Origin of the sequence: Martinezella rhizogenes, from assembly GCF_000799715.1 — a bacterium.
GTDB classification, from domain to species: Bacteria; Pseudomonadota; Alphaproteobacteria; order Rhizobiales; family Rhizobiaceae; genus Rhizobium; species Rhizobium rhizogenes_C.
In genome coordinates this window covers 184,050-209,758 of the sequence record NZ_JUHG01000019.1, presented here as the reverse complement: position 1 = coordinate 209,758, position 25,709 = coordinate 184,050, and the positions used below count along the sequence as shown (strand labels likewise).

Annotated in this window: 15 protein-coding genes; 10 read left to right on the top strand and 5 right to left on the bottom strand. The window is 58.5% G+C overall.

The features are described from left to right. Positions 1-136 precede the first annotated feature (136 nt). The 7 genes from EX00_RS28750 to EX00_RS28720 all read left to right on the top strand — a co-directional run bounded on the left by EX00_RS28750 (position 137) and on the right by EX00_RS28720 (position 16,088). Positions 137-1,024, top strand: coding sequence for a LysR family transcriptional regulator (locus EX00_RS28750; RefSeq protein ID WP_047465535.1), 888 nt, complete (start codon positions 137-139; stop codon positions 1,022-1,024). A gap of 774 nt (positions 1,025-1,798) precedes the next feature. Beyond that, entirely contained in the window at positions 1,799-2,470 is a 672-nt protein-coding gene (locus tag EX00_RS28745; protein WP_047465533.1) for an invasion associated locus B family protein, read from the top strand. Between the two features lie 19 nt (positions 2,471-2,489). Next, positions 2,490-4,241: a ShlB/FhaC/HecB family hemolysin secretion/activation protein gene (locus EX00_RS28740; protein WP_047465530.1), complete on the top strand. Its 1,752-nt coding sequence runs from the start codon at positions 2,490-2,492 to the stop codon at positions 4,239-4,241. Positions 4,242-4,243: 2 nt separating this feature from the next. Continuing rightward, positions 4,244-13,867, top strand: coding sequence for a hemagglutinin repeat-containing protein (locus EX00_RS28735; protein ID WP_234709132.1), 9,624 nt, complete (start codon positions 4,244-4,246; stop codon positions 13,865-13,867). Between the two features lie 3 nt (positions 13,868-13,870). Continuing rightward, entirely contained in the window at positions 13,871-14,425 is a 555-nt protein-coding gene (locus EX00_RS28730; RefSeq protein ID WP_047465529.1) for a DUF6990 domain-containing protein, read from the top strand. 55 nt (positions 14,426-14,480) lie between these two features. Beyond that, the gene (locus EX00_RS32110) at positions 14,481-15,329 is read left to right on the top strand and encodes a hypothetical protein (protein ID WP_052210991.1); all 849 of its coding nucleotides are present in this window, start codon (positions 14,481-14,483) and stop codon (positions 15,327-15,329) included. Positions 15,330-15,413: 84 nt separating this feature from the next. Next, positions 15,414-16,088, top strand: a complete 675-nt coding sequence (locus EX00_RS28720) for a hypothetical protein (RefSeq protein WP_047465735.1) — start codon at positions 15,414-15,416, stop codon at positions 16,086-16,088. Between the two features lie 674 nt (positions 16,089-16,762). On the opposite strand, the gene EX00_RS28715 is transcribed toward EX00_RS28720, so the two are convergent. Next, entirely contained in the window at positions 16,763-17,464 is a 702-nt protein-coding gene (locus EX00_RS28715) for an IS6 family transposase (protein WP_047465526.1), read from the bottom strand. 337 nt (positions 17,465-17,801) lie between these two features. Here EX00_RS28715 and EX00_RS28710 point away from each other — a divergent pair, with 337 nt between their 5' ends. From EX00_RS28710 to EX00_RS28690, 3 genes are all read left to right on the top strand, one after another. After that, positions 17,802-18,698, top strand: a complete 897-nt coding sequence (locus EX00_RS28710) for a hypothetical protein (protein ID WP_047465524.1) — start codon at positions 17,802-17,804, stop codon at positions 18,696-18,698. A gap of 182 nt (positions 18,699-18,880) precedes the next feature. After that, positions 18,881-19,177 carry a hypothetical protein gene (locus tag EX00_RS28705; RefSeq protein ID WP_047465523.1) on the top strand — a complete coding sequence of 99 codons (297 nt, stop codon included), beginning with the start codon at positions 18,881-18,883 and terminating at the stop codon, positions 19,175-19,177. Between the two features lie 529 nt (positions 19,178-19,706). Further along, the gene (locus tag EX00_RS28690; RefSeq protein WP_047465517.1) at positions 19,707-20,948 is read left to right on the top strand and encodes an acetate and sugar kinases/Hsc70/actin family protein; all 1,242 of its coding nucleotides are present in this window, start codon (positions 19,707-19,709) and stop codon (positions 20,946-20,948) included. A 403-nt stretch (positions 20,949-21,351) separates the two neighbouring features. On the opposite strand, the gene atzF is transcribed toward EX00_RS28690, so the two are convergent. The 4 genes from atzF to EX00_RS28670 are packed head-to-tail and all read right to left on the bottom strand — an operon-like array spanning position 21,352 to position 25,709. Further along, on the bottom strand, positions 21,352-23,151 hold the full coding sequence (atzF, locus tag EX00_RS28685) for an allophanate hydrolase (RefSeq protein WP_047465514.1): 1,800 nt from the start codon (positions 23,149-23,151) through the stop codon (positions 21,352-21,354). Beyond that, entirely contained in the window at positions 23,148-23,498 is a 351-nt protein-coding gene (locus tag EX00_RS28680; protein WP_047465512.1) for a cupin domain-containing protein, read from the bottom strand. The genes atzF and EX00_RS28680 overlap by 4 nt, the downstream gene beginning before the upstream one ends. Then, positions 23,491-24,159 carry a cysteine hydrolase family protein gene (locus EX00_RS28675; protein ID WP_047465510.1) on the bottom strand — a complete coding sequence of 223 codons (669 nt, stop codon included), beginning with the start codon at positions 24,157-24,159 and terminating at the stop codon, positions 23,491-23,493. Before EX00_RS28675 ends, EX00_RS28680 begins: the two co-directional genes overlap by 8 nt. Continuing rightward, on the bottom strand, positions 24,159-25,709 hold the full coding sequence (locus EX00_RS28670; protein WP_047465508.1) for an ABC transporter ATP-binding protein: 1,551 nt from the start codon (positions 25,707-25,709) through the stop codon (positions 24,159-24,161). Before EX00_RS28670 ends, EX00_RS28675 begins: the two co-directional genes overlap by 1 nt.

The following is a 25,709-nucleotide window of genomic DNA, read 5'->3' as shown; positions in this document are numbered from 1 at the left end:
TCCTGAAATTCAGTTCGTCTGAGAGCTTGTTGTGTCATGGTGGCAATATATGTCGACCGAAGTTCAAAGATTAGCTATTGCAATCCTCTTGGACTTATCGACCTATGACATCAATTGATGATGCTAAGAGGCGGCGATGAAGCGCGAAGATCTCAACGACATGCTTTGGTTTCTGGCGGTTGCGGAAGAGCGGAGCTTTACAAAGGCAGCTGCGAAGCTCGGGACATCGCAGTCGACGATCAGTCACACGATCAAGAAGCTGGAAGCCCGGATGGGGCTGCGCCTTCTGACCCGAACCACCCGCAGCGTTGCCCCAACAGAGGCCGGAGAGCGACTGATCCGCTCGCTTGCGCCGCGCATCGAAGAGATCGAAACCGAGATCGACGAACTGATGGAAATCCGGGACAAGCCTACGGGGTCTGTTAGGATCACTCTTTCGGATCATGCGCTAGAGAGTGTCGTCTGGCCAAAACTGCGCCCTGTGCTCAATCAGTATCCTGACATCAAAATTGAGCTAAACAGCGATAACGGCTTCAGGAATATCGTCGAGGAGAAGTTCGACGCGGGCGTGCGCCTCGGCGAGAGCGTGGACAAGGATATGATCGCGGTGCGCATCGGCCCCGACTGGCGGTTGATCGCGGTCGCCTCTCCCGAATATCTAAAGAAGCGGACAACTCCAAAAACGCCTCGGGACCTTGTTGGTCATGACTGCATCAACCATCGGCAGGCGCGGGCCGGCGGGCTTTATGTATGGGAGTTCGAGAAGAATGGTGGAGAGGTCCGGGTGCGCGTCGACGGACAACTGACATTCAACACGTCCTACGCGATGATTGACGCGGCGGTCAGCGGCTACGGTATCGCTTATGTGCCGGAAAGCCTCGTCGTCGCCGAAATCGCTTCCGGCCGACTTGTCCAGATCCTCGACGACTGGTCACCGATGTTTCCCGGCTACTATCTGTATTATCCAAGCCGTCGGCAGAACTCACCCGCTTTCAAGATCGTCGTTGATGCATTGAGAGCCTGAAGGTTCAGCCAACCCGACTGTTCACTAAGACGATCAACTCGCTCCAGTGCTTCATCTTTTTAACGAACTGGTACGAATTAGCCTCGAGGGTCATCGGTTCGGCTCCCTTCAAGGCCACTGATATTAGATCAAGCCTAGAAGGGCAGGGGCCTTTCCGACCTCTTTGCGGGGTAATGCGGATTATGGGAATATCGAGCACCGGTGTCGTCAACCGTCACATAATGTGACGACACAAGACCGGAACGCAGCACCGCCGCATCCTCGGCGACAAAGCCGTCCAGTTGCCTGGTCAGAAGCCGCACGATCTGACGCTTGGAGATGCTGAGTGTTCATTTGCGTCGCGATCTCACCCAGTTTTGCATTTCGTCGTGACCCTACTTCGATATCGAAGTAGCAGATTCATAAACGGGTTCACGGCGCCTGGATGGATCAACGTCAAATGGAAATGCGAGTCAGAACGTTGTGAAACTCGACATCCTGAGTGTTAAAGCCAGCCCGAAATTTCGGTGAGATTTGACGGCGGGCACAGCGCGAGACAACGGTGACATAAATCACAAGCATTTTTGTTGCAGAATGAGCACGCTTCACCAAAAACGAGCGTGTGTTGGTGCGGTGCACACACTACTTTTGCATGCGTAGTTTAGGTTCTGCTATGTAACGCTCCAGGCCAATGAGTGGCCACGTAATGCCGAGTGTTGTTTCAAAAACTTGATGATCTGTCGACGAGCTGGGTCTCTTTGCTCAATCGAGAGGCTTTGCTTCAGGAAGGTTTGCATGACGTATAAGGCTTTGTCTAACGCGTTTTCCGTCAACACTCTCGCATCCGTAGTGTTCGTCTCATCAACGCTATACGCGTCGTTCGGCATTGCGCAGGAACAACCGGCAGCACCCGCCAATACGGGGACTCAGCAAAGCCCTGCTGCGACGGCCGACGCACAGCAACCGCCTGCGCCGCAAGCTCGTGTGCAAAAATTTGACGACTGGTACTACCGCTGTGTCGATGGCAAGGCAGCTGACGGTTCGGCGACAACGAACTGCGAAGTCGCGCAGATCGCGACGGTGAAGCAGGGCGACCAGGACGTCAATGTGCTGACGTTTGCGATCGCCAAGGCGCCGGCAACGCTCTCTCCCACACAGAAGGGCGGGAAGCCGGCGGCAAGCGATCTCGTGCTGACCACTCTTGTGCCACTCAACATGTACCTGCCGGCAGGCTTGAGCATCGATGCCGGCGACAAGCCGGTGGTTCAGCTGGCCTACCGCAACTGCAATCAGGCCGGTTGCTGGTCGCAGCAGAAGCTGGATGCGAAGATGGTGGCGGCACTCTCGAAAGCTGCGGATGGGGTTGGTCATGTTCAGATGATGAATGGCCAGAAGGTCAACATCAAATTCTCGCTGAAGGGTCTGTCGGCGGCGCTGGACGCGCTGCAGAAGCCTGCCTCCAACTGACGCGAAGGCAGATACACTTATGACGTCAGCCCGGCGCCCGGCTGCTCTTCGCCACACTCTTGTTTTGACCGCCAGCGCCTTGTTGGCGGCAACTTTTGCCATATCGCCTGCAGCAGCCCAGACGCCCAATGACGACTTCGCACGCCGACAGGCGCAGGAGGCCGAGCAGCAGCGTCTGGAGACTTTGGGGCGGATGACCCCGAAGCCGGCGCAGGCCGAGGCCCGGCAACCAGCAGCGCCCGGCGGCCAGAAGGCCGGTCCGTGCTTCGCCATCACCCATGTCGAGATTGAAGGTGTCAGGCAGTTCCCAGCGTCTGCCATCAACAAGGTCACCGAGCCTCACGCGAACCGTTGCGTCGGCGTCGGCGAGATCAACGGTCTGCTGCGCGATCTGACACACCTCTATCTCGATAAAGGATTTGTCAGCTCGCGCGTCTACGTGCCGGCCCAGGACATCGCCAAAACCAAGGTGCTGCGGCTGGTGGCGGTCGAAGGCACGCTGTCCGACATCTACATCAACGGTAAACCGGCCCCCGGCTCCGGCGTGCTGGCAACGGCCTTTCCGGGCATGAAGGACCATATCGTCAATCTGCGCGATATCGAGCAGGGTCTCGACCAGATCAACCGCCTGTCGTCCAACAATGCCAAGACGGCCATGCTGCCGGGAAAGACGGACGGCACCTCGATCCTCAATATCGAGAACAAGCCGGACCATCCCTGGCATCTCTCCTTCGGCAACAGCAATCTTGGCCAGGAACAGACGGGATACTCCAAGTCCTCGGCCACGGTCGGCTATGACAATCTTTTCGGCATCAACGATCAATGGAATTTTTCATACGAGCATAGCGGCCCGGATTACCCTTGGCGGGACGATGGCCTGGGCAAAAGCAACAGCTATTCCGGCAATGTCAGCGCGCCCTATGGTTATTGGACACTCTCGCTCAACGGCTCCTGGTATGAATATGAAAGCTCGGTTCCTGGGAATTTCGGGCCGCTGGACACGTCGGGCAATTCCAAACAACTGGGTGTTGGCGCCGACCGCGTGATCTTCCGTGACAAGGATTCGATCACGACGCTGAACACTGGCTTGACCTACAAGGAAACCAACAACTTCCTGCTTGGCAACAGAATAGAAGTCGGCAGTCGCAAATATACGGTCGGCGATCTCGGCCTATCGCATTCCCGCCGCATGCTGGGAGGACTTTGGGTCTTTGACCTCTCCTACAGCCAGGGGCTGAACCTCTTCGATGCGGTCGCTCCAGGCGCTCCCTCGGCCGGCGACGGCGATCCTCGCTTCTCCAAGTTCACCGGCACGATCACCATGACGCGGCCGTTCGAGCTTGCCGACCAGCGCTTCGAAGTCAATTCGATCGTGACCGGACAATACTCCCCCGACAACCTGTTCGGAGCCGAGCAATTCTCCATTGGCGGTTATTCCACCGTGCGCGGAACGCGCGAGACCATGCTTTACGGCAATAACGGCTTCTTCGTCCGCAACGATCTGGTCTGGCGCACGCAGCCTTTCGCCGACAACGCAGAGCTTGCCAGGATCTTCGGTGAATTCCGGCCCTATATCGGCCTCGACTACGGGCGAATTGCGTCCCAGGCGCGCTATCGCATCGATGGTGGAGACATGTTTGGCTGGACGGTGGGTGCCAAGCTCGTCGGCGGCCATGTCAATTTCGATATCGGCTATTCGGACATATTCGGCGGCACGGTCGATCGGCACGACGCCGGACTGCTGTTCGTCAGTACATCGGTGAAGTGGTGACCATGACTGATCATATCAAGATCTCAGCCAGTGGGAAGTATTCGGCGCCAATCTCGCGGCGCTTGCGTCTGATCGCGGGACGATCGCTCGCCATGTTCTTGAGCGGCCTCCTGATATTGCAACCGGTAATCGCCAACGCCCAGACCGTCTCCGCTGCCGGATCAGCACCCGCCGCCAACCAGCCAGGCGTTGGCGCTGCTCCGAATGGCGTGCCGCTCGTCGATATCGTTACGCCGAACGGAACTGGCCTCTCACACAACAAGTACGACAATTTTAACGTCGGCACGCCTGGGCTGATTCTCAACAACTTCAATGGCGAAGTCGGCACCTCCAATCTCGGCGGTGTGACACCCGGAAATCCGAACCTGAAGAGTTCCGGGCCGGCGTCTGTCATCCTCAATGAAGTCACCAGCGGTAACCGCTCGGCGCTCAACGGCCCCACCGAAGTGTTCGGCGGCAGGGCCGACGTCATCATCGCCAATCCTAACGGTATCACCTGCACGGGCTGTGGTTTCATCAACACGCCGCGCGCCACGCTGACCACAGGTGTCCCTGATATCGGCAGCGATGGCCGGCTCACCGGCTTCACCGTCAATGGTGGCGATGTCACCTTCGAAGGGGCAGGGGCAAATCTTGCGGCCGCTCCCGGTGCCGTCGACCTGTTCGACGTCGTTGCCCGCAATATCCACGTCAATGCGCCGATCTACGGCAAGACCCTGCGGCTGACCGGCGGTGCGAGCAAATACGACTATGCAACCGGCGAGGCGACGGCGCTGACCGCCACCTCCGGCACGCCGGAATACGCCATCGATGGCTCAGCGCTCGGCGCCATGCAGGCCGACCGCATCAAGATCGTCGTCACCGAGAAGGGCGCCGGCGTCAAGATGAGCGGCGACATGGCCGCCAATGCCGGGGAGCTCTCATTGTCGGCTGACGGCAAGATCTCGATCGGCAATGCCTCGGGCAGCCAGGGTGTGACCATCACCTCGAAGCAGAAGGTGACGGCGGCCAAGATGACCTCCAAGCAGAAGGTCGCCGTCCAGGCTAACCAGGGTATCACCCTGCAGTCGGTCGCGGCCGACAGCGATATCGTGCTTGCAAGCGGCACAGGCCTCTTGAGCGTCTCAGGTGACGTCAACAGCGGCACGATGGTGCGGATGAGTTCGGGCGGCGGTATTGCCGCCGGCAGTGTGACGGCAGGCAATGGTGCGGCGACGCTTTCGACCAGTTCCGGCGATATCGCGATTGCGAGCGCTGCCAATAGTACAGGCGATCTCAGCCTGACAGCAACGGGCGGCAATATTGCTACCGGTAACCTGCTGTCGGCTGGAAGCCTCAATACGAGTGCGACCGGCAGTATGAGTTCCGGAAGCATTCAATCCAATAGCGATCTCACGGTGAATGCCGCATCGCTGGCGGCTCAGAACGTCACCTCGCATGGCGGGCTCACCATCAATGCTGCGACCAATGTTTCTGGCCAGATCCTCGGCGCCAGCAATGTGCTGATCTCGGGTGCCGCCATTCAGGCCGGCGCCATCGTCTCCGGCGTCGATTTTGCTGCAACCGCTGCCAACAGCGGCAATCTCGTCATCGGTAGCACCGGTGATATGACCCTGCAGGCGTCGAGCAGCCTGTCAGCCAATACGCTGCTCGCGGCCGGAGCCATCTCCGCCACAGCTGCGGATCTGAACGTCGGCAATGTCACCGGTCACCAGGCCATCACCCTGTCCGGCAGCTCCAGCCTGACGGCTACTGGCCAGGTTCTGGGAGCAGGCGATGTTTCGCTCTCCGGCGGCACGGTCTCTGCCAATCAGATCGTCAGCGGCCTCGATTTCGCAGCGACGGAAGCCAATGGCGGCAGTATCACGCTTGGCACGGCTGGTGATCTGACCCTGCAGGCTTCCGACGACCTATCGGGCAATGCCTTGCTCGCCGCTGGTACGATCATGGCCGCGGCGGCGGATCTCAGCCTCGGCAGTGTCACCGGGCACAAGGATATCTCGCTTTCGGGTAGCAACAGCCTGACCGTAACCAGCCAGATCCTCGGAGCCAACGATATTTCGCTGTCGGGCGGTGCGGTTTCGACCAGCCAGGTCGTGACAGGGGTTGATTTCGCCGCCATGGCGCGATCCTCCACCGGCGCTATCATTATCGGTTCGACGGGCGACTTGACCGTCAACGCCACCAGCGCCACGGCCGGCCCGCTGCTGGTCGCTGGCGACCTCAACGTGACAGCTGGATCGTTCACGGCGTCCAACGTCACCGGTCATGGTGACGTCATCGTCAATGCCGCCTCGGATATCAGCGGTACGCTTCTGGCCGCCGGCAACGTCGCAATCACGGGCTCGTCCATTACGGCAGGTGGCCTTGTCTCGGGTGTCGATTTTACCGCCACAAACCAGTCTGCCGACGGCAGTGTTGTGCTCGGTTCGACCGGCGCGCTCACCCTGAAAGCCACCGCCGGGAATCTGAATGCCGCCAATCTGCTGGCGGCTGGCAACATCGTTGCCAACGCGAGCGGTAACATCGGCAATACGACTCCCGTCAACGCGGTTGCACATCAGAACCTGACGATGACGGCCGGCGGGTCGATCGCTCTGGCCGGCCAATCCATGGCTGCGGGCAACGTCAACCTGCAAGGTCAGTCGATCACCGCTGGCAGCCTGGTTTCGGGCGTCGATTTCGCTGCGACCCGTGCCTCCACCACCGGCGCACTGATGCTGGCACAGGGTAATGCCCAGGCCGGCACGATGACGCTCACGGCCTCAAACGGCGATATCACCGCCAGCAATGCGCTGCTGTCCGGCGGCAACCTCTCTGCCACGGTAAGCGGCGATATCAGCTACGCACTGCTGCAGAGCCTTGCCGACGCATCACTGACCGCTCCGGGCAGCATCAGCTATACCAACAATAGTAATGTCACCGGCAACCTCACCATCGACACCGGCACAATCGATCTTTCCGGAACGCGCGGCGCCAAGCTGGCGGTCGGCGGCACTCTTGCCGTCACGGCCACTTCCGCCAACTTGACGGGCAGCAGCTTGATCCTCGGCGGCCTGGCACTCAATCTCAGCGGCCAGGCCGATCTGACCGGCGCGCAAGTCAATACGGTCACCAACGCAGGCGGCTCCGGCGACATCGCCATCACCGCCGCCGGTCTGACCGCGAGCGATGCCACGACGCTGCTCGCCGCCCACGACCTGACGCTGACCCTGCCGACGCTGTCCAATTCAGGACAGCTCGCTGCCGGCAATAACCTGACCATCAACACCAGCGGTGATCTTACCAATACGCCGACCGGCCTGCTCTATGCCGGCAATGATGCCAAATTTCTGGTCGCGGGCACGCTGACGAACAATCAGGGTGCTATTCTCGCAGGCAACGACCTGACGATCGCAGGCAGCACGCTTACCCAACGCAATCAGGCGACCACCAATATCTCCGGGCTGATCCAGGCTGGTGGTGATATCTCGATCCTGACGTCCAATCTGACCAACGAGCGGTCGACAACGCCGACATGGACAACCGGCGTACTTGTATCCTCCGGCGGTGTCGTTGGCACCTTCGTGCTCAATCCAGACGTCGCTGGCAAGCCATTCGCCTATCTGGAAACCAGCGACCAGAACATTTTCCAGCTTTACCCCGGTATCGATCCGCCGGCATGGCAGGACTACCAGCCGTTGCTGTGGTCTGAAGCCACCCTTGCCGACGGCACCAGCTATCACGCCTGGACCTGGACTTCGGCGAACGGCCCGGTTCTGGTTCGGCCGATTTATGACTGGATCAAAGCCCGAGTTCCGGTCGACGCGAATGGCAATCCGGTGCTCGATGCCAGCAACCCATCGAAGTATTTCATTGTCGATGAAGTCGTCAGAAACGGCACCGACGCCAGTACCACCTATACCTGGGATCCGACCAGCAATCTTAGCCAGTCGGTTTACGAGGATCAGTTCACCAGCGCGCTCAGCCCAGAAGCGGTGATCCGTGCCGGCGGCAATCTCACCGTCGATGCTACCAACCTCACCAATTCCTATAGCAGGATCGAAGCGGGTGGCGATGCGACTCTCAAGGGATCGACGTTCACCAACGAAGGTGTTGTCCTCAATCGAACCACGACGCTGACCTGCAACGCCCAGAGCGCCTGCACGGCTTACAATGCCGATGGCACGGCCGATCCGTCTCGCGATATCGCCAACGGCACCTCGATCGTGTCGGGTACGACGGTCATCGGCGGCGCGGCCGGCATCGTTAAGGCGGCTGGCAGCCTCAACCTCAACTATACCACGGTCAACAACACGTCTGCTGCCGGTTCAATCGCCGGCCAAGCCGCGGTGACGTCGCCCGCGACCTCCAGCGATCCGCTGTCTGCCCTGAACGGCATGACCGCGGGCGGCGCCCTGTTCACGGTGAATAGTGCGCTCTCCAATGTGGCCGGCAATGGCGCGCTTACCGCCGGTGGCGGTCTGACCGCAGCGCTTGGCAATCTCACTCAGATCTCCGCTGCGAATGTCGCGCAACTGGCTGCACTCGCCAAGCCGCAATCCGGTGGCGTCGGCGGTACGGTCCCGGGACAGGCGTTCATCTTCGAGACCCGCGCGGCCTTCCTCGACGTCTCGAAGTTCTATGGCTCGAGCTATTTCATCAACCGCGCCGGCTATAATCCGGAGAACGGCATTCCCTTCCTCGGGGACGCTTATTTCGACAATCAGCTCGTCGACACGCAATTGCGCCAGCTGGTCGGCGATGGCCTTGGCAACGGCTCCTTCATCCCCGGTAACAGCGCCATCGAGCAGATGAAGACCCTGCTCGATAATGGTGCTGCCTATGCCGAGGCCAACGGACTTGCCTTCGGTCAGGCACCAACGCCTGAACAAGCCGCCAATCTCAAACAGTCGATGGTCATCTATCAGGCCCAGACGGTCAACGGCGTCCAGGTGCTGGCGCCGGTCGTCTACCTGTCGGCGGCCGACCGGGCCAAGGCTGGATCTGGCGCTGGCGCAATGATTGCCGGCAACACGGTCAATCTGAATGTCGGTGACCTCAACAATTCCGGCGCGGTCGCTGCCGCAGGCGGCCTCAACATCGCTGCGAGCTCGATCAAGTCGACCGGCACCTTCTATGCTGGTGGAAACGCCAATCTCACAGCCTCGAATGGCATCACGCTCGCCGCCCAGACGATGACCATCGGCGGACAGAATCTGGTCAACCCCAATGCTGGCGTGTCGGCCGGTGGCAATATCCAGCTGGCGGCCAATAACAGCGATCTCAATCTCCAGGGTGCCAGCGTCAAGGCTGGCGGCTCAGCTCAGCTCTCCGGCAACAATGTCAACCTCACTGCGGTCAAGGTTGATAATGGCGGTCAGCAGAACGCAACAGGTGCACGGGTAACCGCCGGCGGTAATCTTGCCATTGCCGCTAACAACGACGTCAATGTCATCGGTTCCTCCGCCAAGGCCGGCGGCGATCTCAACGTCAAGGCCACGAGCGGCGCCGTCAACATCGTCTCGACCGACGTCGCCCGCAAGACGAACGATGGCTACACCGAGACCACAGGCACCGATCAGCAGGCTTCACAGCTGTCCGCCGGCGGCAGTCTGCAAGTCAATGGCAATACCGGCGTCCTGATCTCTGGCTCCGATCTGTCGGCCAAGGGCGATGTCGGCCTGACCTCGAACGGCGACATCAACGTCACCACCTCGCAGAACCAGTCGAACTCGACCTTCGGCAAGAATTCCTCGTCGTCGCTGACGCATAATGGCTCCACCATTACCGCCGGTGGCGATCTGGTCGCCAAGTCCAACAACGACATCAACGTCATCGGCTCGACGATGACAGCCGACGGCATGCTCGGCCTACAGGCGAAGAACAACGTCACGATCGCTGAGGCGACCGACAGTGCAACCCTCGACGTCAAAAGTTCCAGCAAGAAGAGCGGTTTCCTCGGATCGACCAAGGAGAACGCCTCCGGTCATCTCGAAACTACGACAGCGGCAGGTTCGTCCCTCTCGGGCAAGGATGGTGTGACGATCATCTCCGGCGGCGATACCACTGTCTCGGCGTCCAAGGTGACGGCCGGCGATGCTACACATACTTCCGATCTCAACATCCAGACGGGCGGCAATCTCATTGTCACCGCCGGCAAGGACACCGAGACCGAACACGATAGCGCCAAGCGCAAGGGGTTCCTGCGCAGCGGCAGCTCGAGCTATGACGGCTACAACGAAACGACGGTCGGCTCCCAGCTCTCAGCCTCGGGCGACGTTAACCTCGATGCCGGCAAGGCGGCCGCCATCGTCGGCTCGAAGGTCAATGCCGATGGTTCGCTGAATATCTCCGGCGAGAGCGTTTCCATCATCGGCGCACAGGAGAACCACCAGTCTGACAGCCAGCGCAAGGATTCCGGCCTGTTCGTGGGCTCCGGCGGCGGCTTCATCTCGCTCGTTGGCAAAAACGAAAAACAAGGCCAGCAGTCTTCGACGGATAATGTCGGCTCGACGCTTTCGGCTGGCCAGGACGTCAACCTGACCGCACGGGCGACCGACCTTAATATCATGGGCTCCACGGTCACGGCCGATCGCGACATTAACCTGTCGGCCGCTCGCGACGTCAATGTCACGCCAGGCGCGGAAAGCGCGTCGCAATCCGAGCAGCAGAAGAAATCCGGCTTTGGTCTCGCCTTCTCCGCAGGAGGGGGCGGTTTCTCGCTGGGCATCGGTGCGCAGTCGACCAAGGACAGTACGGCGCAGCAGTCCGATACCAATGCCATGTCGGTGTTGTCTGCCGGCCGCGATCTCAACATCTCGGCGGGTCACGACGTCAACCTGCAGGCGACCAGCGCTTCGGCCGAGCGTGACGTCAATCTCTTCGCCGGCAACGATATCAATTTGCTCTCGGCCAATGACGTCACCAATTACCAGGAGGCGCATGAGAAGAGCTTTGCCGGTGTGACGCTCACCGTGTCGAGCCAGGTCGGCAAGGCCGCCCAGAGCATCATGAACTCGGCCGAGCGCCTGTCGGATAGCGGCGGCGTCAATGCTGTGACCAACACGGCCATTGCCGGCCTTGGCTTCTATCAGGGCTTCAAGGACCTGCAGGGCGTCTACGATCAGTATCAGAAGTCTGGTGATATCGGCGTCAATGTCTCGCTGACGGTCGGCGCCAGCCATCAGGAAAACAGCTGGTCCTCCTCGTCCTCGACGCCAGTGGTCACCGATATCCGCGCTGGCCGCTCGATCTCGATGGAAGCCGAAAATGGCTCCATCACCAGCGATGGAGCACAGATCCTCGCCGGCTACGACAAGAATGGCATACCGACCGTTTCGGGCGATCCGCTGACCGGCGATATCTTCCTGTCGGCCAAGAATGGCAACATCAATCTCAACGCCGCCACGGGCACGACGGACACCTCGAGCAGTAACTCCTCCTGGAGCGTTGGCGTCGGGGTCGGCGCGACCTTTGGGGGCAAGGGCAAGGGCACCGGAGATCTGGGATTGGTGGCCAATGCCGGCTACGGCAAGGGCAGTGCCGACACGAGCGGTCTCAGCCACACCAACACCCATGTCAACGGCACCGGTGACATCACCATCGTCACCAATGACCTGACGCTGCGTGGCGCGACGATCACCGGCAACTCGGTCACCGCCGACGTCAAGAACCTGACAATCGAAAGCCAGGTGGATACGGCGAAGGCCAAGGCCGACCAGCTCAGCCTATCGGCCTCGACCGGCTTCGGTTCGACCAGTGTTTCCGGCGTGACGCAGAAGGCCAAGGGCGATGCGGCCCTTGTCACCGAGCAGTCGGGCATTCACGCCGGGGCAGGAGGTCTCGACATTAATGTCAGCGGCCACACCAGCCTTGTCGGTGGCTTGATCACCAGTGAGGCCGGCGCGGCACTCAACAATTTCTCGACCGGCACGCTGACGGTCGCGGATATCGATACGCATTCGACCTGGAAGGCCGATACCTATGGCGGCTCGATCGGTACTAGCGGCATCATGCCGACGCCGCCGGTGAAGGCTAGCGAGAATAAAACAGGTCAGGCGCTCTCGGCCATCGGCGGGAACATCCCGATCACCATTACTGATCCGGCGCACCAGACGCAGGATATTGGTACGATCCGTCGGGATACCGATAACACCAACACCTCGCTGCCTGGTCTGCCGGATCTCGAGCACATCCTGCGCGATCAGTACAAGACACAGGCGGATCTACAGGCTGCTCAAGCGACAATGGCTGGGCTGGTCGGGGATATTGCTACCAACCTGTATGACAACGCTAAAACTCAGGCCGAACGCGATCTTTGGGCTGAAGGTGGCCAGGGCCGGGCGCTGTTGCACGCGATCGGCGGCGGTATCCTCGGTGGCGTCAACGGCTGGGAAGGAGCGATCAAAGGCGCGCTCGGAGGCGCTGCAACAACCCTGATGGCCCCTGCGATTGCTGATCTTGTCAAGGGCATGTTGAAGGACAGCACCCTGTCAGATCAGGATAAGCAGACTCTTGCCACTATGATCGGAACGAGCCTCAGTTCGGCTGTTGGTAGCGTAGTTGGCGGTGGAGAAGGAGGGTCCTACGGAGCTGCAAACTATCAGTACAATTACCTGACGCATGCACAGCGCGAGGAGCAGATCTCCAAATTAAGAAGCTGCAATGGCGATCAGGATTGTGTCGAGAAAATTGTTGATGAATATCGTGACCTGAATGTCACGCAGGAAAATCAGCTAGTTGCATGCCTGACAAAGGCTTGTGTTGAAGCCATCGTCGCGTCTCTCAAAGATTCGAACCAGACACTCGGTAGTGATTATGTCGAGCTGCTGAAATATTCCAGAGCGGCTGCAGACTTGGCCCTTGCCTATCAGCAGATCGAGCTTATTGGCCAAAGCCAGCTGCAGACTGATATCGCATATGCCTACGCAACGGCGGACTATTGTGAACGTAATCCTGGTAGCAGCTGCAAACTCAAGGGCGGATTAGCTTACTTTGGCAGCCAAGCGGCGCTGGAGGCTGCCTATGGCAGGCTCGCGGGTGCTGGCGTGAAAAGCGGTCAGGTTGACGAGGGCATCGGCAATCCACGCGTGCCACTGCCCTCTGGCTATACCCGCAACGCTGATGGTACTATTGCGGGGCCTAACGGAGGTACCTACACTGTGGCGGGTACTGATCTGGACGGGCTATCGGTATACAAGGATAGCGGCGGAAGGTATTACACATTTGATGGATTCAAGACGCAAGTCTCCAATCCTGCAGGTCGCCCAGATGTATCTATTAGCCAGCAGCGGGCATACCACCAAGGGTATGTGGATGATATTACAGATCAGCTACGTACTCAGGGGTACGATGTGCAAAATGACGTTACTTTTCAAAGCTCTTGTGGAGCGACTGTCTGTAAGCCGGACATCGTCTACCGTCGACCTGGCGAAGCCCAGGTCGGTGGGATTATCGAGATTAAGACAGGAAACGGCCCGAATACCTCCAACCAAGCCTCAATTTATCCTCAGATTTCGAGCGGGGATGCAGTGCCCTCTGGCGATTTGGCGCGAGGACTTGGTTTACGTCCGGGCGTGCCGTTACGGGACCAAGGCTATCCGAATGGCATCCCTATTTATCAAATTACCGCACCTGGTTTGTAAGTCATGAACGTATTGGAAACAAAAGCACTTGAAAAATTCAAAGCGCTCGATTGGAAAGCGCATCGTGAAAGTCGCTCAGATGACGCGATCTTATCCTTAGATGACGGCGATAGCGAGCTTCGTGCGGTTGTTCAGATCCGCCAGCTTCCGTCTGAGCAAAAGATGGGATTGAGCCTTTCAGCGGGTTCAAAAGATATGTCGCGAATAATCGGTGCAATAGTCGGCGAACGAGCTTCTCACGAGATTCTTTTACAAACGCGCCTTGAAAAAAGATCGCTGGAGATTGGCCTGAAGGAAATCGAAGACATTAGCAAAGAGGCAATCATTTGGTGGCGGTCACAAGACAATCTGGCAGCGATCAGGTCGCTCACTGCCCCTCCACCGTCAACAGGGTTACCTCAGCTTATGCACCTAGGTGCCCTTGCTTACCTGGGGGATTTTAATACCTTGATTGATTACCAGCAGATATTTCAGAAGGGAAAGCGACTAAATTTTGTGCCGATGATTAAACCAGAAATGATCGACCGAGCAATCGATATTGCCGTTGAAAGAGCCTGACATACAAGCCGGACGCGTCGGAATACTAGAGTTGCATTAAGCGGATAGGATCGTCTTGAGAAGTAAAATCGGGGAGTGTAAATCTGTTGCCAGCGAACTTGAATTTGGCAAGCTACAAACGGAAAAGCTAAAGCTGATTTTTACCTTGGCTCCTTGTCGTGGACAAACGACTGTCATCACGGAGAAGGCAAAAATTGAGGTAGGCGAACTTTTGTGCGGTGCGTTGAAGGCCATCGACGCATTGGAAACAATTCTCGACGTGTTGCAGAATTTGAAGCTCGATGAGAAATTCCAAAGCCACGGATCCTCTCTTCCACTCAAAAAGCTCCTGACCACTGTCAGAAATACTGAACGACTTAGTCAGATCGAAACCTCAAGTCTCGTTTTTCACTATGGCGTCGTAGCGGATGCTGAGCTTTGTTATGTCGAAATAGAAGAAAAAACTCCGGGTGCTGCGATCGATTGGGAGCAATGGGTGGTACCATTTGTCGGATCGCCTCATTTTGTCCAGGCATGGATTGCTGATGCCGAGTACGACAAATGGCAGAATGCTCAGGATCCTCTTATCTACAAGGCCGCCAACCGGGACTACTCGTCTTTGCCCATGCGGTCCAACGGATTGCCTCCGCCGGTAGCGCAGGTGGTGGTCGATATATCGCAGAATCCCGGTCGCTGGGAATTTCGTTCGGGGTACATCGAAGCGGTCGGATCTGTGATGTGGCTTAGTGGTCTTTTCTGGCGCTACGTCGGCATCGATCACAAAGAGCGGCTTGCTGGATTTTCACAAGCGAGCATCAAGCAGGTGGCCGAAGATGTGGTCCGTATCAGCATCTCGGAAACCAGCTTTACGGACCAATCCACCCGTAATTTGCAGGATCGCTTGCGCAATGTTCTCTACAGATAAGCTATTTCCGAAAAATGTCTCGACCTGTTCGGCACTGGGAATGGTCCGAAGCCAAATATGATAGCAATCTCCAAGGATTTCAGAATGAACGCAAAATTCCTTGCCGTTGTCGGACTCGGCCTGATGACAGGCCTATTGGCCGGTTGCGCCGGGACCCCGGACCCGGCCAAAGTTGCTGCCCAGCAACATGAGGGGTCCGCCCAGATTCTCGCAAATAAAAAGAAGAAGGGCTCGCTCCTTCTCGTGCGAATGGTGGATTCCCCGCTGTTAGGCGAAATGAATTGTGGCGGTTACATTACTCTGCGTAAGATCAATGCGGGAAAGCCAGACGAGACGGAACCGCCTCTGTCCGTTGGTTCTGCGGTCGCATATCGTTTGCAAAATCCAAATAAACTGTCCCTTGGCCAGTTGTTCTCCGCGACCGCGCAAAAATATGAGAGATGGTTCGTGCCCGTTGCCCCTGGTCGCTACGCCATCACATACGCATCGTGCCGCTATGGAAATACGACTATTGAGGCGGGAGGTGACAATGACGGCCTCTTCGGTAGAACATTCAGCTATGTTCGGCCATTGGGGGGTGAAAGTTCCATCACGATTGGCCAGGGTCAGATTGTTGACGCAGGGTACATGCGGCTGGCAGGAACGCGCAGCGACCCGCGCGTGGTGGGATCAGAAGCCACACCCGCCGAGCGTGACCTTATGAGGAGCGTCATGCCGGATGTCTATCCTTCGATTACTTTCACAAAATTCGGTTTGTAAGCGCTTAATCGGTTCGGCAGGCGTCCCACAGTCGCCCTGACGGCTGTAACGGCAGAACGATTGGGGGAGAAGGGCTTGCGTCCCCTGGCATTCGGCCAGCGCCGCTCGATGCGGCGATGGCCGATCCTAGATCTATGACCAGCAGTATGCTTGCTTCGGAAAGGCGGAGAAATCTGTTACCCGCCGAATTAGTAAGACTATCTCGAGCTTTTCAGAGCCGCCATCCTCTCGCCAATCAGAGGGCGTTTGCGGGAGAGGGCGAAATCCCACGCTCTCCACATCCGAGAACGGCGCCGGCGACCAATTTTGCCACGACCAACTTCTTACTGTTGGATTCCGCCGTAATTTGACCCATTGGGGATGCAGACGAAAACTTGGACTACTAAAGAGGTAGTTCATGTATTCATACGAAGACAGGCGCTGTGCTAACGCGGTGAGTTTCGTATGGAATACAACGTTCGCACCTCTCAGTTGGTCGGGGCGTAAGTTCCATAATTATGCTTACCGACGACAAGCTATCCAAGTCTCTGAAACCGCACGTCTATTTCACATCGATATTATAGTATCGACTGAGGTTCTCGGTTCGATTCCTATCAAGGCGATAGGGCTAGCATCCAATCTGGTGTTGTCACGTTAAGTTTCTCTGGCTGGAAAGTTCTGCGGTTCGTGGATATTCAGGCGACACAGGCCGCAATTTTCCATGCATCGAAAGCTTCGAGCCGATGGTAGCGAATTGTTTGCGCGGCGCGGCGACGGGGCGGAACTGAAAAGCAATTGCGGGTCGCTGAGTGCATGGAGACGAATCGTTGCAACGTGCCTGGTGACCGGTGGCCTTGCATGGTTCGTTCCCGTTTTCGAAACGGCAGATGGCTATTTTCAGCCCGATTATTGAGGCCCTTGTGCGACCAATGGTCAAGGCCGGGTGCCACGTCCGCCTTTGCCGCGCCGTAGGAGCGCAGTTTATCGGTGATGATCCGTTTGGGAGCAAAGCCATAGCGCTTCATTAACGTCACCAGCAGGCGCTTTGCCGCCCTTTTATCACGCCGGTTCTGCAATATCTCTTCGAGAACGGTGCCATGCTGATCGACCGCACGCCAGAGCCAGAATTTCTCTCCAGCGCATTTCACGACAACTTCGTCCAGATACCAAATATCGCCGGGGGGCACCTGCCGCCGCCGCAAGTTGCGTGCAATCTGGGGTCCGAACTTGGCGATCCAGCGGCGGACTGTCTCATAGGATACGTCGATTCCACGCTCGAGCAGCATTTCCTCAACTTCACGCAGACTAAGGTTGAACCGCAGATAAAGCCAGACCGCGTGAGCCACGATCTGTGGCGGAAAACGGTGACGCTTGAAGCTGATATCTCGTGTCTGCATCGCCGAAATTTACGCCCAACCCGTCAGCCAGGCAACCGCAGCCCGGTTAACGTGACAATACCAGATAAAAGCTTCCCCAACCGACCTCGCCAAAAATCTTTTGATGACGAACGGCTCCGAGGTAGTTTACCGAGAAGACGCGACAAATATCCAACAAGCGCCTGTTTGTTTCACAAAGCACAGGAAGCCGTCACGGCCCCGATATGATCCCAATTGCACTGATCCCCGCCTCCATCTCCGTTCTGCTGCTGGTCTCGGTCATACAGCGCTTATCCTCGTAGCGTGGCTGGCACTACTCAGTGTCTGGCGCGGCGCACGAAGGGCGTTTCGGGCACGCTTGTGGTTCACCCTGCCCCTCATGGTGTTGCTCGCTTTGGCGTCGACATTCGCCCTGTCTTTTCTCTATCGAGCCTATCTCGTGGATGCGGATATCAAGCGGGACGAGGCAGCACGGAATATCACGCTGGAAAAGCCAGCCGTGGTGGCGGGCGTCGCCATGCCGGCGGGAACCCGGTTACACAGCATGATGCCGGGTGAGGCGGAAGCCTTCGATTCCGCCCGCTTTCCTGTTCCGACTCTGGTCAATGGCGTCATCGCGGCGAGCCTCCGCCGCAACCTCTATCTGGATGGCGATACAGATACTTATGCGGCCACCTCGATGGAGGTGACACTGGCCTCCGATCAGCGCGTCGATGGCTGGCTCTGTGGGACAGGAGAGCCGTTGGCGTTCAAAGTCGAAGCAGGCAAGATCACCTTCGATTCCTGCACGCTCGGCGCCGCCAATCGCCTGGAAAGCCGGGAAATCCCCGCCGGCGCGAAACTGCTGGCACATGCAGGCTCCTCCCGTGGCTGGACCATTTTTCTCGCGCCCAAGACGATGACAACAGTACGTGGCCTGCCTCTGCAGGGCGCCCGGATAGCCGTGGACCGCGATCGCCACTTCGCGGGCTTTAGCGAGGCGGTGCTCGCTACCGACCTGCGCCTGGGCGTGGTCAATTACCCTGCCGGTACGCGCATCCGCTCGAAGGAGTGGACGTCATCAGACCGGGATTCCGATAGTTTGATCCTGAGCCCGGCACGGGGCCAGGTTGCAAAGCCCGACGGTCAGCCCGATGTACCGTTCGGAAACTCGATCGTGCAGACAGTGGCTGGCGAGGTGCTGGCCATCCTGCCCAACCTAAAAGCAGGCATCGTGGATTTCGAAGAAATCACCGTCGACGATCCAACACACTGAGAACGCGCGGAAAACACGATCCCCTCAGCGCTATCGTTGGTTTGCCTCCCGAATTTGACTACGAAGCAATCGGTTACTCCTTATCCATCATGATCTGCTTCCAGAACCGTTGCCATAAGCCCCGAAGTCCTATCAAACAGCACATAATACCGGCATCTCCTGTGTAAGTCGAAAGGCACACTATGCGAGTTCTTCTCATTCTTGGTTCACTGATCGCGGGAACGATTGCCGGTATTTTCCTGTTCGGCATGATCTGGCGAACCTCCGCCCAAGAAGGAACAATGGCGATGATGATCGGGGGAACCACGCCGGTTGTCCTCGGAGCCTGTGCGCATCTCATCACCAGGATGGCCAACGGTCAGCGGCCAAGCCTCCGCAATGCGCGGACATGGCTCACTCTCTTTTGTATTGCAGCGGCCGGGGCAGGACTTTTCCTGTTGACAATTATCGCTGTGTTCTTGTTCGTCCAGCGCGGTTAGAGATCGCTACCTGTGAATCAGCGTCAAAGATTGCCCCCAGTCGAAACGAAACAAGTGCATGACTTTGCAGGCAAATTTGTAACCTGTTTAAGGTCATCATCGCCGATCATGACCCCGGGCAGTTTCAACTTTGACCTTGAGAATCTGGGTCTGGAACGGGCCGAAGTTGTTGGTCTCGGCCATGCTGGGAACCTGGCACAGTTCGTTTTCGACCGACGGGATCGGGAGTTTCATGCGATCAATTTGGGGTTCCCGGACAAGCGGTTTGAAACCTTCGATTCATTCGCGATGCTGGCTACAGTGCTACGAGAGCAATGTGGATGAGCTTGGAAGCCTGTCTGCCGTACGGTCCCATCGATGTCGTCGTCTGGAGCCAGGTCGCTGAGCGCCAATGGCGTATTTTTCTGGAGGGCGCTTGCTGGGAGCGGGCTGATGGGGTCGGTCACTTGATTGCCAATCGATTGATCGATTTAAGCTCGTTGCTAGGCGCACTGGACAACCGAAGCGGAAGGCATCCCTAGGACAAAGCATGGATAGCGAGGCAATAAGTTCAAAAGCGATGCATCCATTGCTGGTCCTGTTGCTCATGGCGGCGGCCCTCTGCCTGTTTGGGCCGTTGCTGTTTCTTGCGCTTGTTAGCGGCCAGGGCGGCTACTCCGCGGCAGTCGCGGTCTTGGAACTGGCCATGGTCGCCTGTCCCATGGGCGCGATTATGCTCATCGTCTATGCCGTGCTGGACAAACCATGGAAGCGCCCGTTCCCGCGTTCTTGGTTCTTCTGGCTGCAAGTGCTGGCGATAGGGATAATCGGCATGAGCGTGGCCTCGGGCTTTCTCGACGATTGGCAGCGCCAGCGCCAGCAAGCTTGGGATTACGAGGAAGCGCAACGTGCCAAGGAGCCCCGGGGCGTCATGCAAGCCGCGCTATTCCATGACGACGACGCAAGCTTCGCCAAGGCATACAAAATCTGCGGGATATCCTGCCCGCGTGGGGAATGGCTGCCTAAGGCCATCGTCGCGCAGGCACCACACATCCTCGGCGTGCTGCTGGAGGGTGTGACCAAGCGAACCTACGAGAAAGAGTTTCTGAACAGAGCCGACCTTATGGGCATCTGCAAGGGCGGTGCCTATTACGAAGGCTACTTCTCTCTACCAGGCCAGGCCGGTGCCAGCGGCAACATGGCGATGATCGAGCGGTTTCTGCCGCAATGGGACCGGGATCAGGTGCAGGAAGCCCTCGCCGGCGCCGCCTTTGGCAACCACGTAGACATCATGCGCGCTTTGATCGCACATGGCGCAAACCCGCACCAGCCAATGGACGAGAACCCGCCACCACAGGTCGCCATCGACAGTGTCACCAGTGCGGCGATGCGCTCAGGAGCCGTCGATGCCTTGCGCTGGCTCGGCGAGCAAGGCGTCCGGGTCGGCAGTGACAATGAGCAGGACCAGATCTGGACATCTTTCGACGAGTGGATCGAACACAGCCCGAGCGCCGTCTGGACCGGACAACTCGAAGCCATGCTGGATGCGCTGGCGAGACTCGGTATCGTGCCCGCCCATAGCAGCCATGGCGGGCCGCTAGGGCGCGCCGCAGAGGCCGGCGACGCTTTGCTTGCCCATGCTTTGCTGCGTCACGGCGCCGTGGTTGAGAGCGTTGATGATGACGACTTACGGGCCGCGCTACAGGCGTTGCTGAAGAGGCCACCCGATCAACTGGGCAGCGATGACGGCACGCACATACTTTTGTGCCAGGATGGCTCAGCACCTGACTGAAGCACGCAGACCATGCCTATTCCATGCGGTAGGACGGCCACCCATCCGATCCCTCTTGGATATCGACCCGATCATTCATGGAACCGATGAACATCTCGGCATGAGAAGTATGGGTTGCTGGGTTCACGCGCGCCCTCTTTCGCTGCGCGGCCATCTTCGAAGCGACAACACTTCGTTTCCCCAGCAAGCCGGAAAATTGGTGCGAACGCCTAAGGTCAGATTTTTCTATAGTTTAGTGCCAAGAAGCTTGAGAAGCCGACGATTCGATTCCTATCAAGAGCTCGGAGGTCACACACCGTCACGGTTGCATGCTCAATATGCGAAAATTCTTCACCTCTTAGAGGGGATAAGTTTCTGTGCCCGCCGAGAGAGGCAGCGAAATCGAATGTATTCCTCGCCGGCTCTACGTCGTTGCCGCAACATAACTGCGCCATCCGCCATAATGCGTAATATCTGTCGCGTCAGCGATGGCGGCGGCTTCGACCAGAAATCCCTTGGCCGAAGTACCATCGGATAAGAAGAGGGTACCTATGCTGAGCGGCGGCGGGATGGCGGCGACGAATTGGCCGAAAGCAGCCGGCGTCAATTGCCAGATCTCGACATCGATTTCACCGCCTGTTGCTGGTGCGACACGGATGAGTCCGGGCTTGGTTGGCATCTGCCCCGGTAGGGCATAAAGCCGGTAGCAATCCGATGTTCGTGCTGTCCGCAGAAGGCGGCCAGCAAGGGCGAGCAACTGTGCGTTCAGCGGCATGCCGGAGAGATGGGCACCGACGACTACGATATCAATCAGCTCGACCTCGTCAACGGCGGTCGTGTCTTTCGCCGTCGGCTGTAGCCAGCCGGTGGCGCCAAGCGTCAAGCCGCTGGCCCTGTGAATGTCACAAGCAAGCGAAGCTGTGAGACCATCGCGTCCCCAAGGTGCCAACAGGGTAACGCTGGCTGGACGACCATCGCTGCGTATGCCCGTCGGCACGGCGATGCCGCACAGATCAAGCAGATTGACAAAATTCGTATAGGTACCGAGACGCGAGTTCTCGCGGATCGGTTCGGCCTCAAGGTCCGCGCGCGTATAATGCGTTGGGGCGGTCGGTACGCAGAAGAGATCGACCGAAGCGATCATCGGCGTAACCTTCTGTTTCAGGGCTTGCAGCGCATAGAGGCCTTTGAAGGCATCTGTGGCCGAAAGCTGCTTGGCGCCCCCATAAATCTTGCGCGTGATGGCATGAAAGCTTGCCTCTTTGGTGTCGAAGAAATCCTTCACCGCCGCATAGCGCTCCGCGACCCAGGCGCCTTCGTAAAGCAGGTTTGCCACCCGGTAAAAATCGCCGAAGGGGACCTCCACCAGGCGATGGCCCAATTCCATCAACATACGCAAGGCGTCGTCGTAGGCCGCTTCCATGATGGCGTCGCCGAAAAAGAGCCGGTCCGCCTTTGCCGGCACACCAATGGTTAGGGTCGGTGGCGTTCGGCCAAAACCATCAGCTGAAACGGTTCTCGAATAAGCGTCCGTGACGTCATGGCGTGCCACGACCTCGAAGACCCGCCATGCATCATTCACCGTCAGAGCGAAGATAGAGACGCAATCCAGCGTGCGGCAAGCGGGAATGACGCCGGTGGTCGACAATGCGCCAAGACTTGGTTTCAGGCCGACGATATTGTTAAGGCCCGCGGGAATGCGCCCGGAACCTGCGGTGTCGGTGCCGAGTGCAAAGCTCACGATGCCTTGTGCCGTCGCGACGGCAGAGCCCGAACTCGATCCGCCGGGCACCAAATCGGGGTCGATGGCATTGCGTGGCACAGGATAGGGGGTGCGCACACCGACAAGACCCGTTGCAAACTGGTCGAGGTTGGTCTTGCCTATCACCAGCGCTCCAGCGAACTTTAACAACCGAACGACCGTTGCATCTGCTTTGGGCATGTAGGAAAAATCGGGGCACGCGGCGCTGGTCGGCATCCCTGCGACGTCGATATTGTCCTTGACGGCGAAAGGCACGCCCCAGAGCGGTTTTGCCACCGGATCAAAGGATCCGAGAGCCGCCGACTGTTCCAACAAGTCCTCTTTGCCGGCAAGATGCAGGAAGATTCCGGGATCGTTTACCGCGGCAATACGCGCAAACACAGCCTCTATAATCGCAGTCGCCGAGCCGCCGTTTGCGTAGAACGCATGCAGGGACGAAATATCGAGAGCCGGACCGGTCACGCTTGTTCCTCCAATATTCTGACGGGCCGGGCCCATTGGATCAGCACGACGCAGCCTGTGTCACTCCAAACCGAATGCTCGGTACCCACAGCATTCACGATATAGCAGCCCTTGGCGTAGTCGCCGGCTTCATCCGATTGTATGCCCTCGAGCACGAGAATGGTCTCCAGCCCTTCATGCCTGTGGCGAGGCACGGAAGCGCCGGCTTCGTATTTCAAAAGGGCGACGCCGGGCTGATCGTCTTCGAAAGGCTGGATCCAATGAATGGTGACATCCCTGCGAAAGGGACCAAAGGCCAGATCTTTCCAGCCACCCGCCGTCAGCATTTCTCGCGTGGTTCTAGGCATGATTGATAGCCTCCAGAATGTCATCGACATGCGCTGTCCAGCCGACGATCGCGCCTTGAGCACGGATCATCGCGATGGCAGCCTCCTTGAACTCGGGGAAATAGCTCTCGGTTGCTTCTTCGGCGAGTAGGCATTCATAGCCGCGGTCGTTCGCCTCGCGCATGGTGGTCTGGACACAGACCTCCGTGGTCACGCCCGCAAAGACGAGCTGTCGTATGCCCCTATCCCTAAGGATATCGCCAAGTTCGGTGGCGTAGAAGGCGCCTTTGCCCGGCTTTTCGATAACGATCTCGCCGTCGATCGGCGCCAACTCCGGCAGGATTGCCGTGCCGGGTTCACCGGCAACAAGAATTCGCCCCATCGGGCCTTCGTCACCGATCCTGAGAGTGGGATTGCCACGGTCGCGCTTGGCAGGAGGCAAATCCGAGAGATCCGGCCTGTGGCATTCCATCGTGTGGATGACCGGCAGGCCTGCCTTGCGAAAGCCGTCGATCAGCCGCTTCACATCCGGAACAATCCTGGTGATGCGGCTGACATCATTGCCAAGGCTAGCGCCAAAGCCGCCCGGCTCGGCGAAATCGCGCTGCATGTCGATAACGACAAGCGCGACCGCATCGCGTTGCAGGGGGAAGGCGAAGGGTTGGGCTGAAATCTCTCTCATCAGTGATGCCCCGCCATATGCGCGCCGATCACCGAAATATCGGCGCTTCGGGCCGCAGTCTCATAGACGAGCTTGCCCTCGGAGATCACCATGATCCGGTCGGACATTTCCATCAACTCATCCAGATCCTCCGACAGCAGCAGCACGGCAGCCCCCGCATTGCGGGCTCGCATGATGCGGGCCCGGATTTCGGCGACGGCGGAAAAATCGAGGCCGAAACAGGGGTTGGAGACGATCAGCAGATCGACCTCGCCCGTCAGCTCTCGCGCGAGCACGGCGCGCTGGACATTGCCGCCGGACAGGGCGGCGATCGGAGAGGACTGCGAAGCAGTCTTGACTTTGAAATCGGCGATCAGCGCAGTTGCGCCCTTCTTGATCTTGTTCCTGTTGAGCCAGATCGCATCCGCACCGCTTTCCTTGAGATCGAAGGTGCGGAAGGCCAGATTTTCGCTGACGCTCATGCGCGGCGCGCAGGCATTCTGCAGCGGCTCCTCGGGAATGAAGCGGACATTGTTACGGCGCGTCTCCGGTCGCGTGGCGCCATAGGCGGCGCCCTTGACGGTGACGGAACCTGCCTGCGTCGGTCGCTGACCGGCAAGGATCTCGGCGAGTTCCTTCTGGCCATTACCGGATATGCCGGCAATGCCGACGATCTCGCCGGCATGCACCGTCAGACTATCGATCTCTATGGTCTTCAGCCCGGAGCGATCAGGTGCCTTGACCCGTTCGATCCGCAGCACCGGCTTCGCCGCGTCTGTGACGGGAATACGGGTATCGAGTTCGGCAAGCTTGACATCACCGATCATCATCTCGGCCATCTCGGCGGTCGACAATTCCCCCACCTTGCCACTGCCGATGAGCTTGCCGCGACGCAGGATCGATACCGCGTCGGCGAACTTGGTTACTTCGTGGAACTTGTGCGAAATCATCAATACGGTGAGCTCGCCGCGCTCGGTCATCCCACGAACGAGACCAAGCATCTCGTCGGCTTCGGCCGGCGTCAGCACCGAAGTCGGCTCGTCGAGAACGAGGAAGCTGCGGCCGAGATAGAGCTGCTTGATAATCTCCAGCTTCTGCTTTTCGCCGGCCGCCAGTTGGCTGACCGGCCGGTCCAGCGGAATCTGGAAGGGCATGCGCTCCATGAAGGCTGCGAGTGCCTTGCGCTCCCTGGGCCAGTTGATGACGGCGGGGACTTCCGTGCGGCTGATGACGAGGTTTTCGGCGCCGGTCAGCGACGGCACCAGCGTAAAATGTTGATAGACCATGCCGAGCCCATAGGCGGCGGCATCCTTCGGCGAGGCGATCGTCGCTTCGCGGCCGTCGACCGACAGCGAGCCGGATGTCTGGTGATAGAAGCCCATGATGCATTTGACCAGGGTCGATTTGCCCGCGCCGTTTTCGCCCAATAGGGCATGGAAGCTGCCAGCCGGAATCTTGACCGAGACATGGTCGAGTGCTGTGAAGCTGCCGAAACGCATGGTCATGTCGAGCGTTTCGACGCCGACGGCCTTGCCCGCCTGGGGTAGGGGAGTATCGCGGACTATGCTCAC

Excerpts from the sequence above, each read along its gene's own strand:
- EX00_RS28740 (WP_047465530.1), top strand. The coding sequence starts at position 2,490 with ATGACGTCAGCCCGGCGCCCGGCTGCTCTTCGCCACACTCTTGTTTTG.
- EX00_RS28735 (WP_234709132.1), top strand. The coding sequence starts at position 4,244 with ATGACTGATCATATCAAGATCTCAGCCAGTGGGAAGTATTCGGCGCCA.
- EX00_RS28730 (WP_047465529.1), top strand. The coding sequence starts at position 13,871 with ATGAACGTATTGGAAACAAAAGCACTTGAAAAATTCAAAGCGCTCGAT.
- EX00_RS28745 (WP_047465533.1), top strand. The coding sequence starts at position 1,799 with ATGACGTATAAGGCTTTGTCTAACGCGTTTTCCGTCAACACTCTCGCA.
- EX00_RS28690 (WP_047465517.1), top strand. The coding sequence starts at position 19,707 with ATGGATAGCGAGGCAATAAGTTCAAAAGCGATGCATCCATTGCTGGTC.
- EX00_RS28720 (WP_047465735.1), top strand. The coding sequence starts at position 15,414 with ATGAACGCAAAATTCCTTGCCGTTGTCGGACTCGGCCTGATGACAGGC.
- EX00_RS28680 (WP_047465512.1), bottom strand. The coding sequence starts at position 23,498 with ATGCCTAGAACCACGCGAGAAATGCTGACGGCGGGTGGCTGGAAAGAT.
- EX00_RS28750 (WP_047465535.1), top strand. The coding sequence starts at position 137 with ATGAAGCGCGAAGATCTCAACGACATGCTTTGGTTTCTGGCGGTTGCG.
- EX00_RS28705 (WP_047465523.1), top strand. The coding sequence starts at position 18,881 with ATGCGAGTTCTTCTCATTCTTGGTTCACTGATCGCGGGAACGATTGCC.
- EX00_RS28715 (WP_047465526.1), bottom strand. The coding sequence starts at position 17,464 with ATGCAGACACGAGATATCAGCTTCAAGCGTCACCGTTTTCCGCCACAG.
- EX00_RS28675 (WP_047465510.1), bottom strand. The coding sequence starts at position 24,159 with ATGAGAGAGATTTCAGCCCAACCCTTCGCCTTCCCCCTGCAACGCGAT.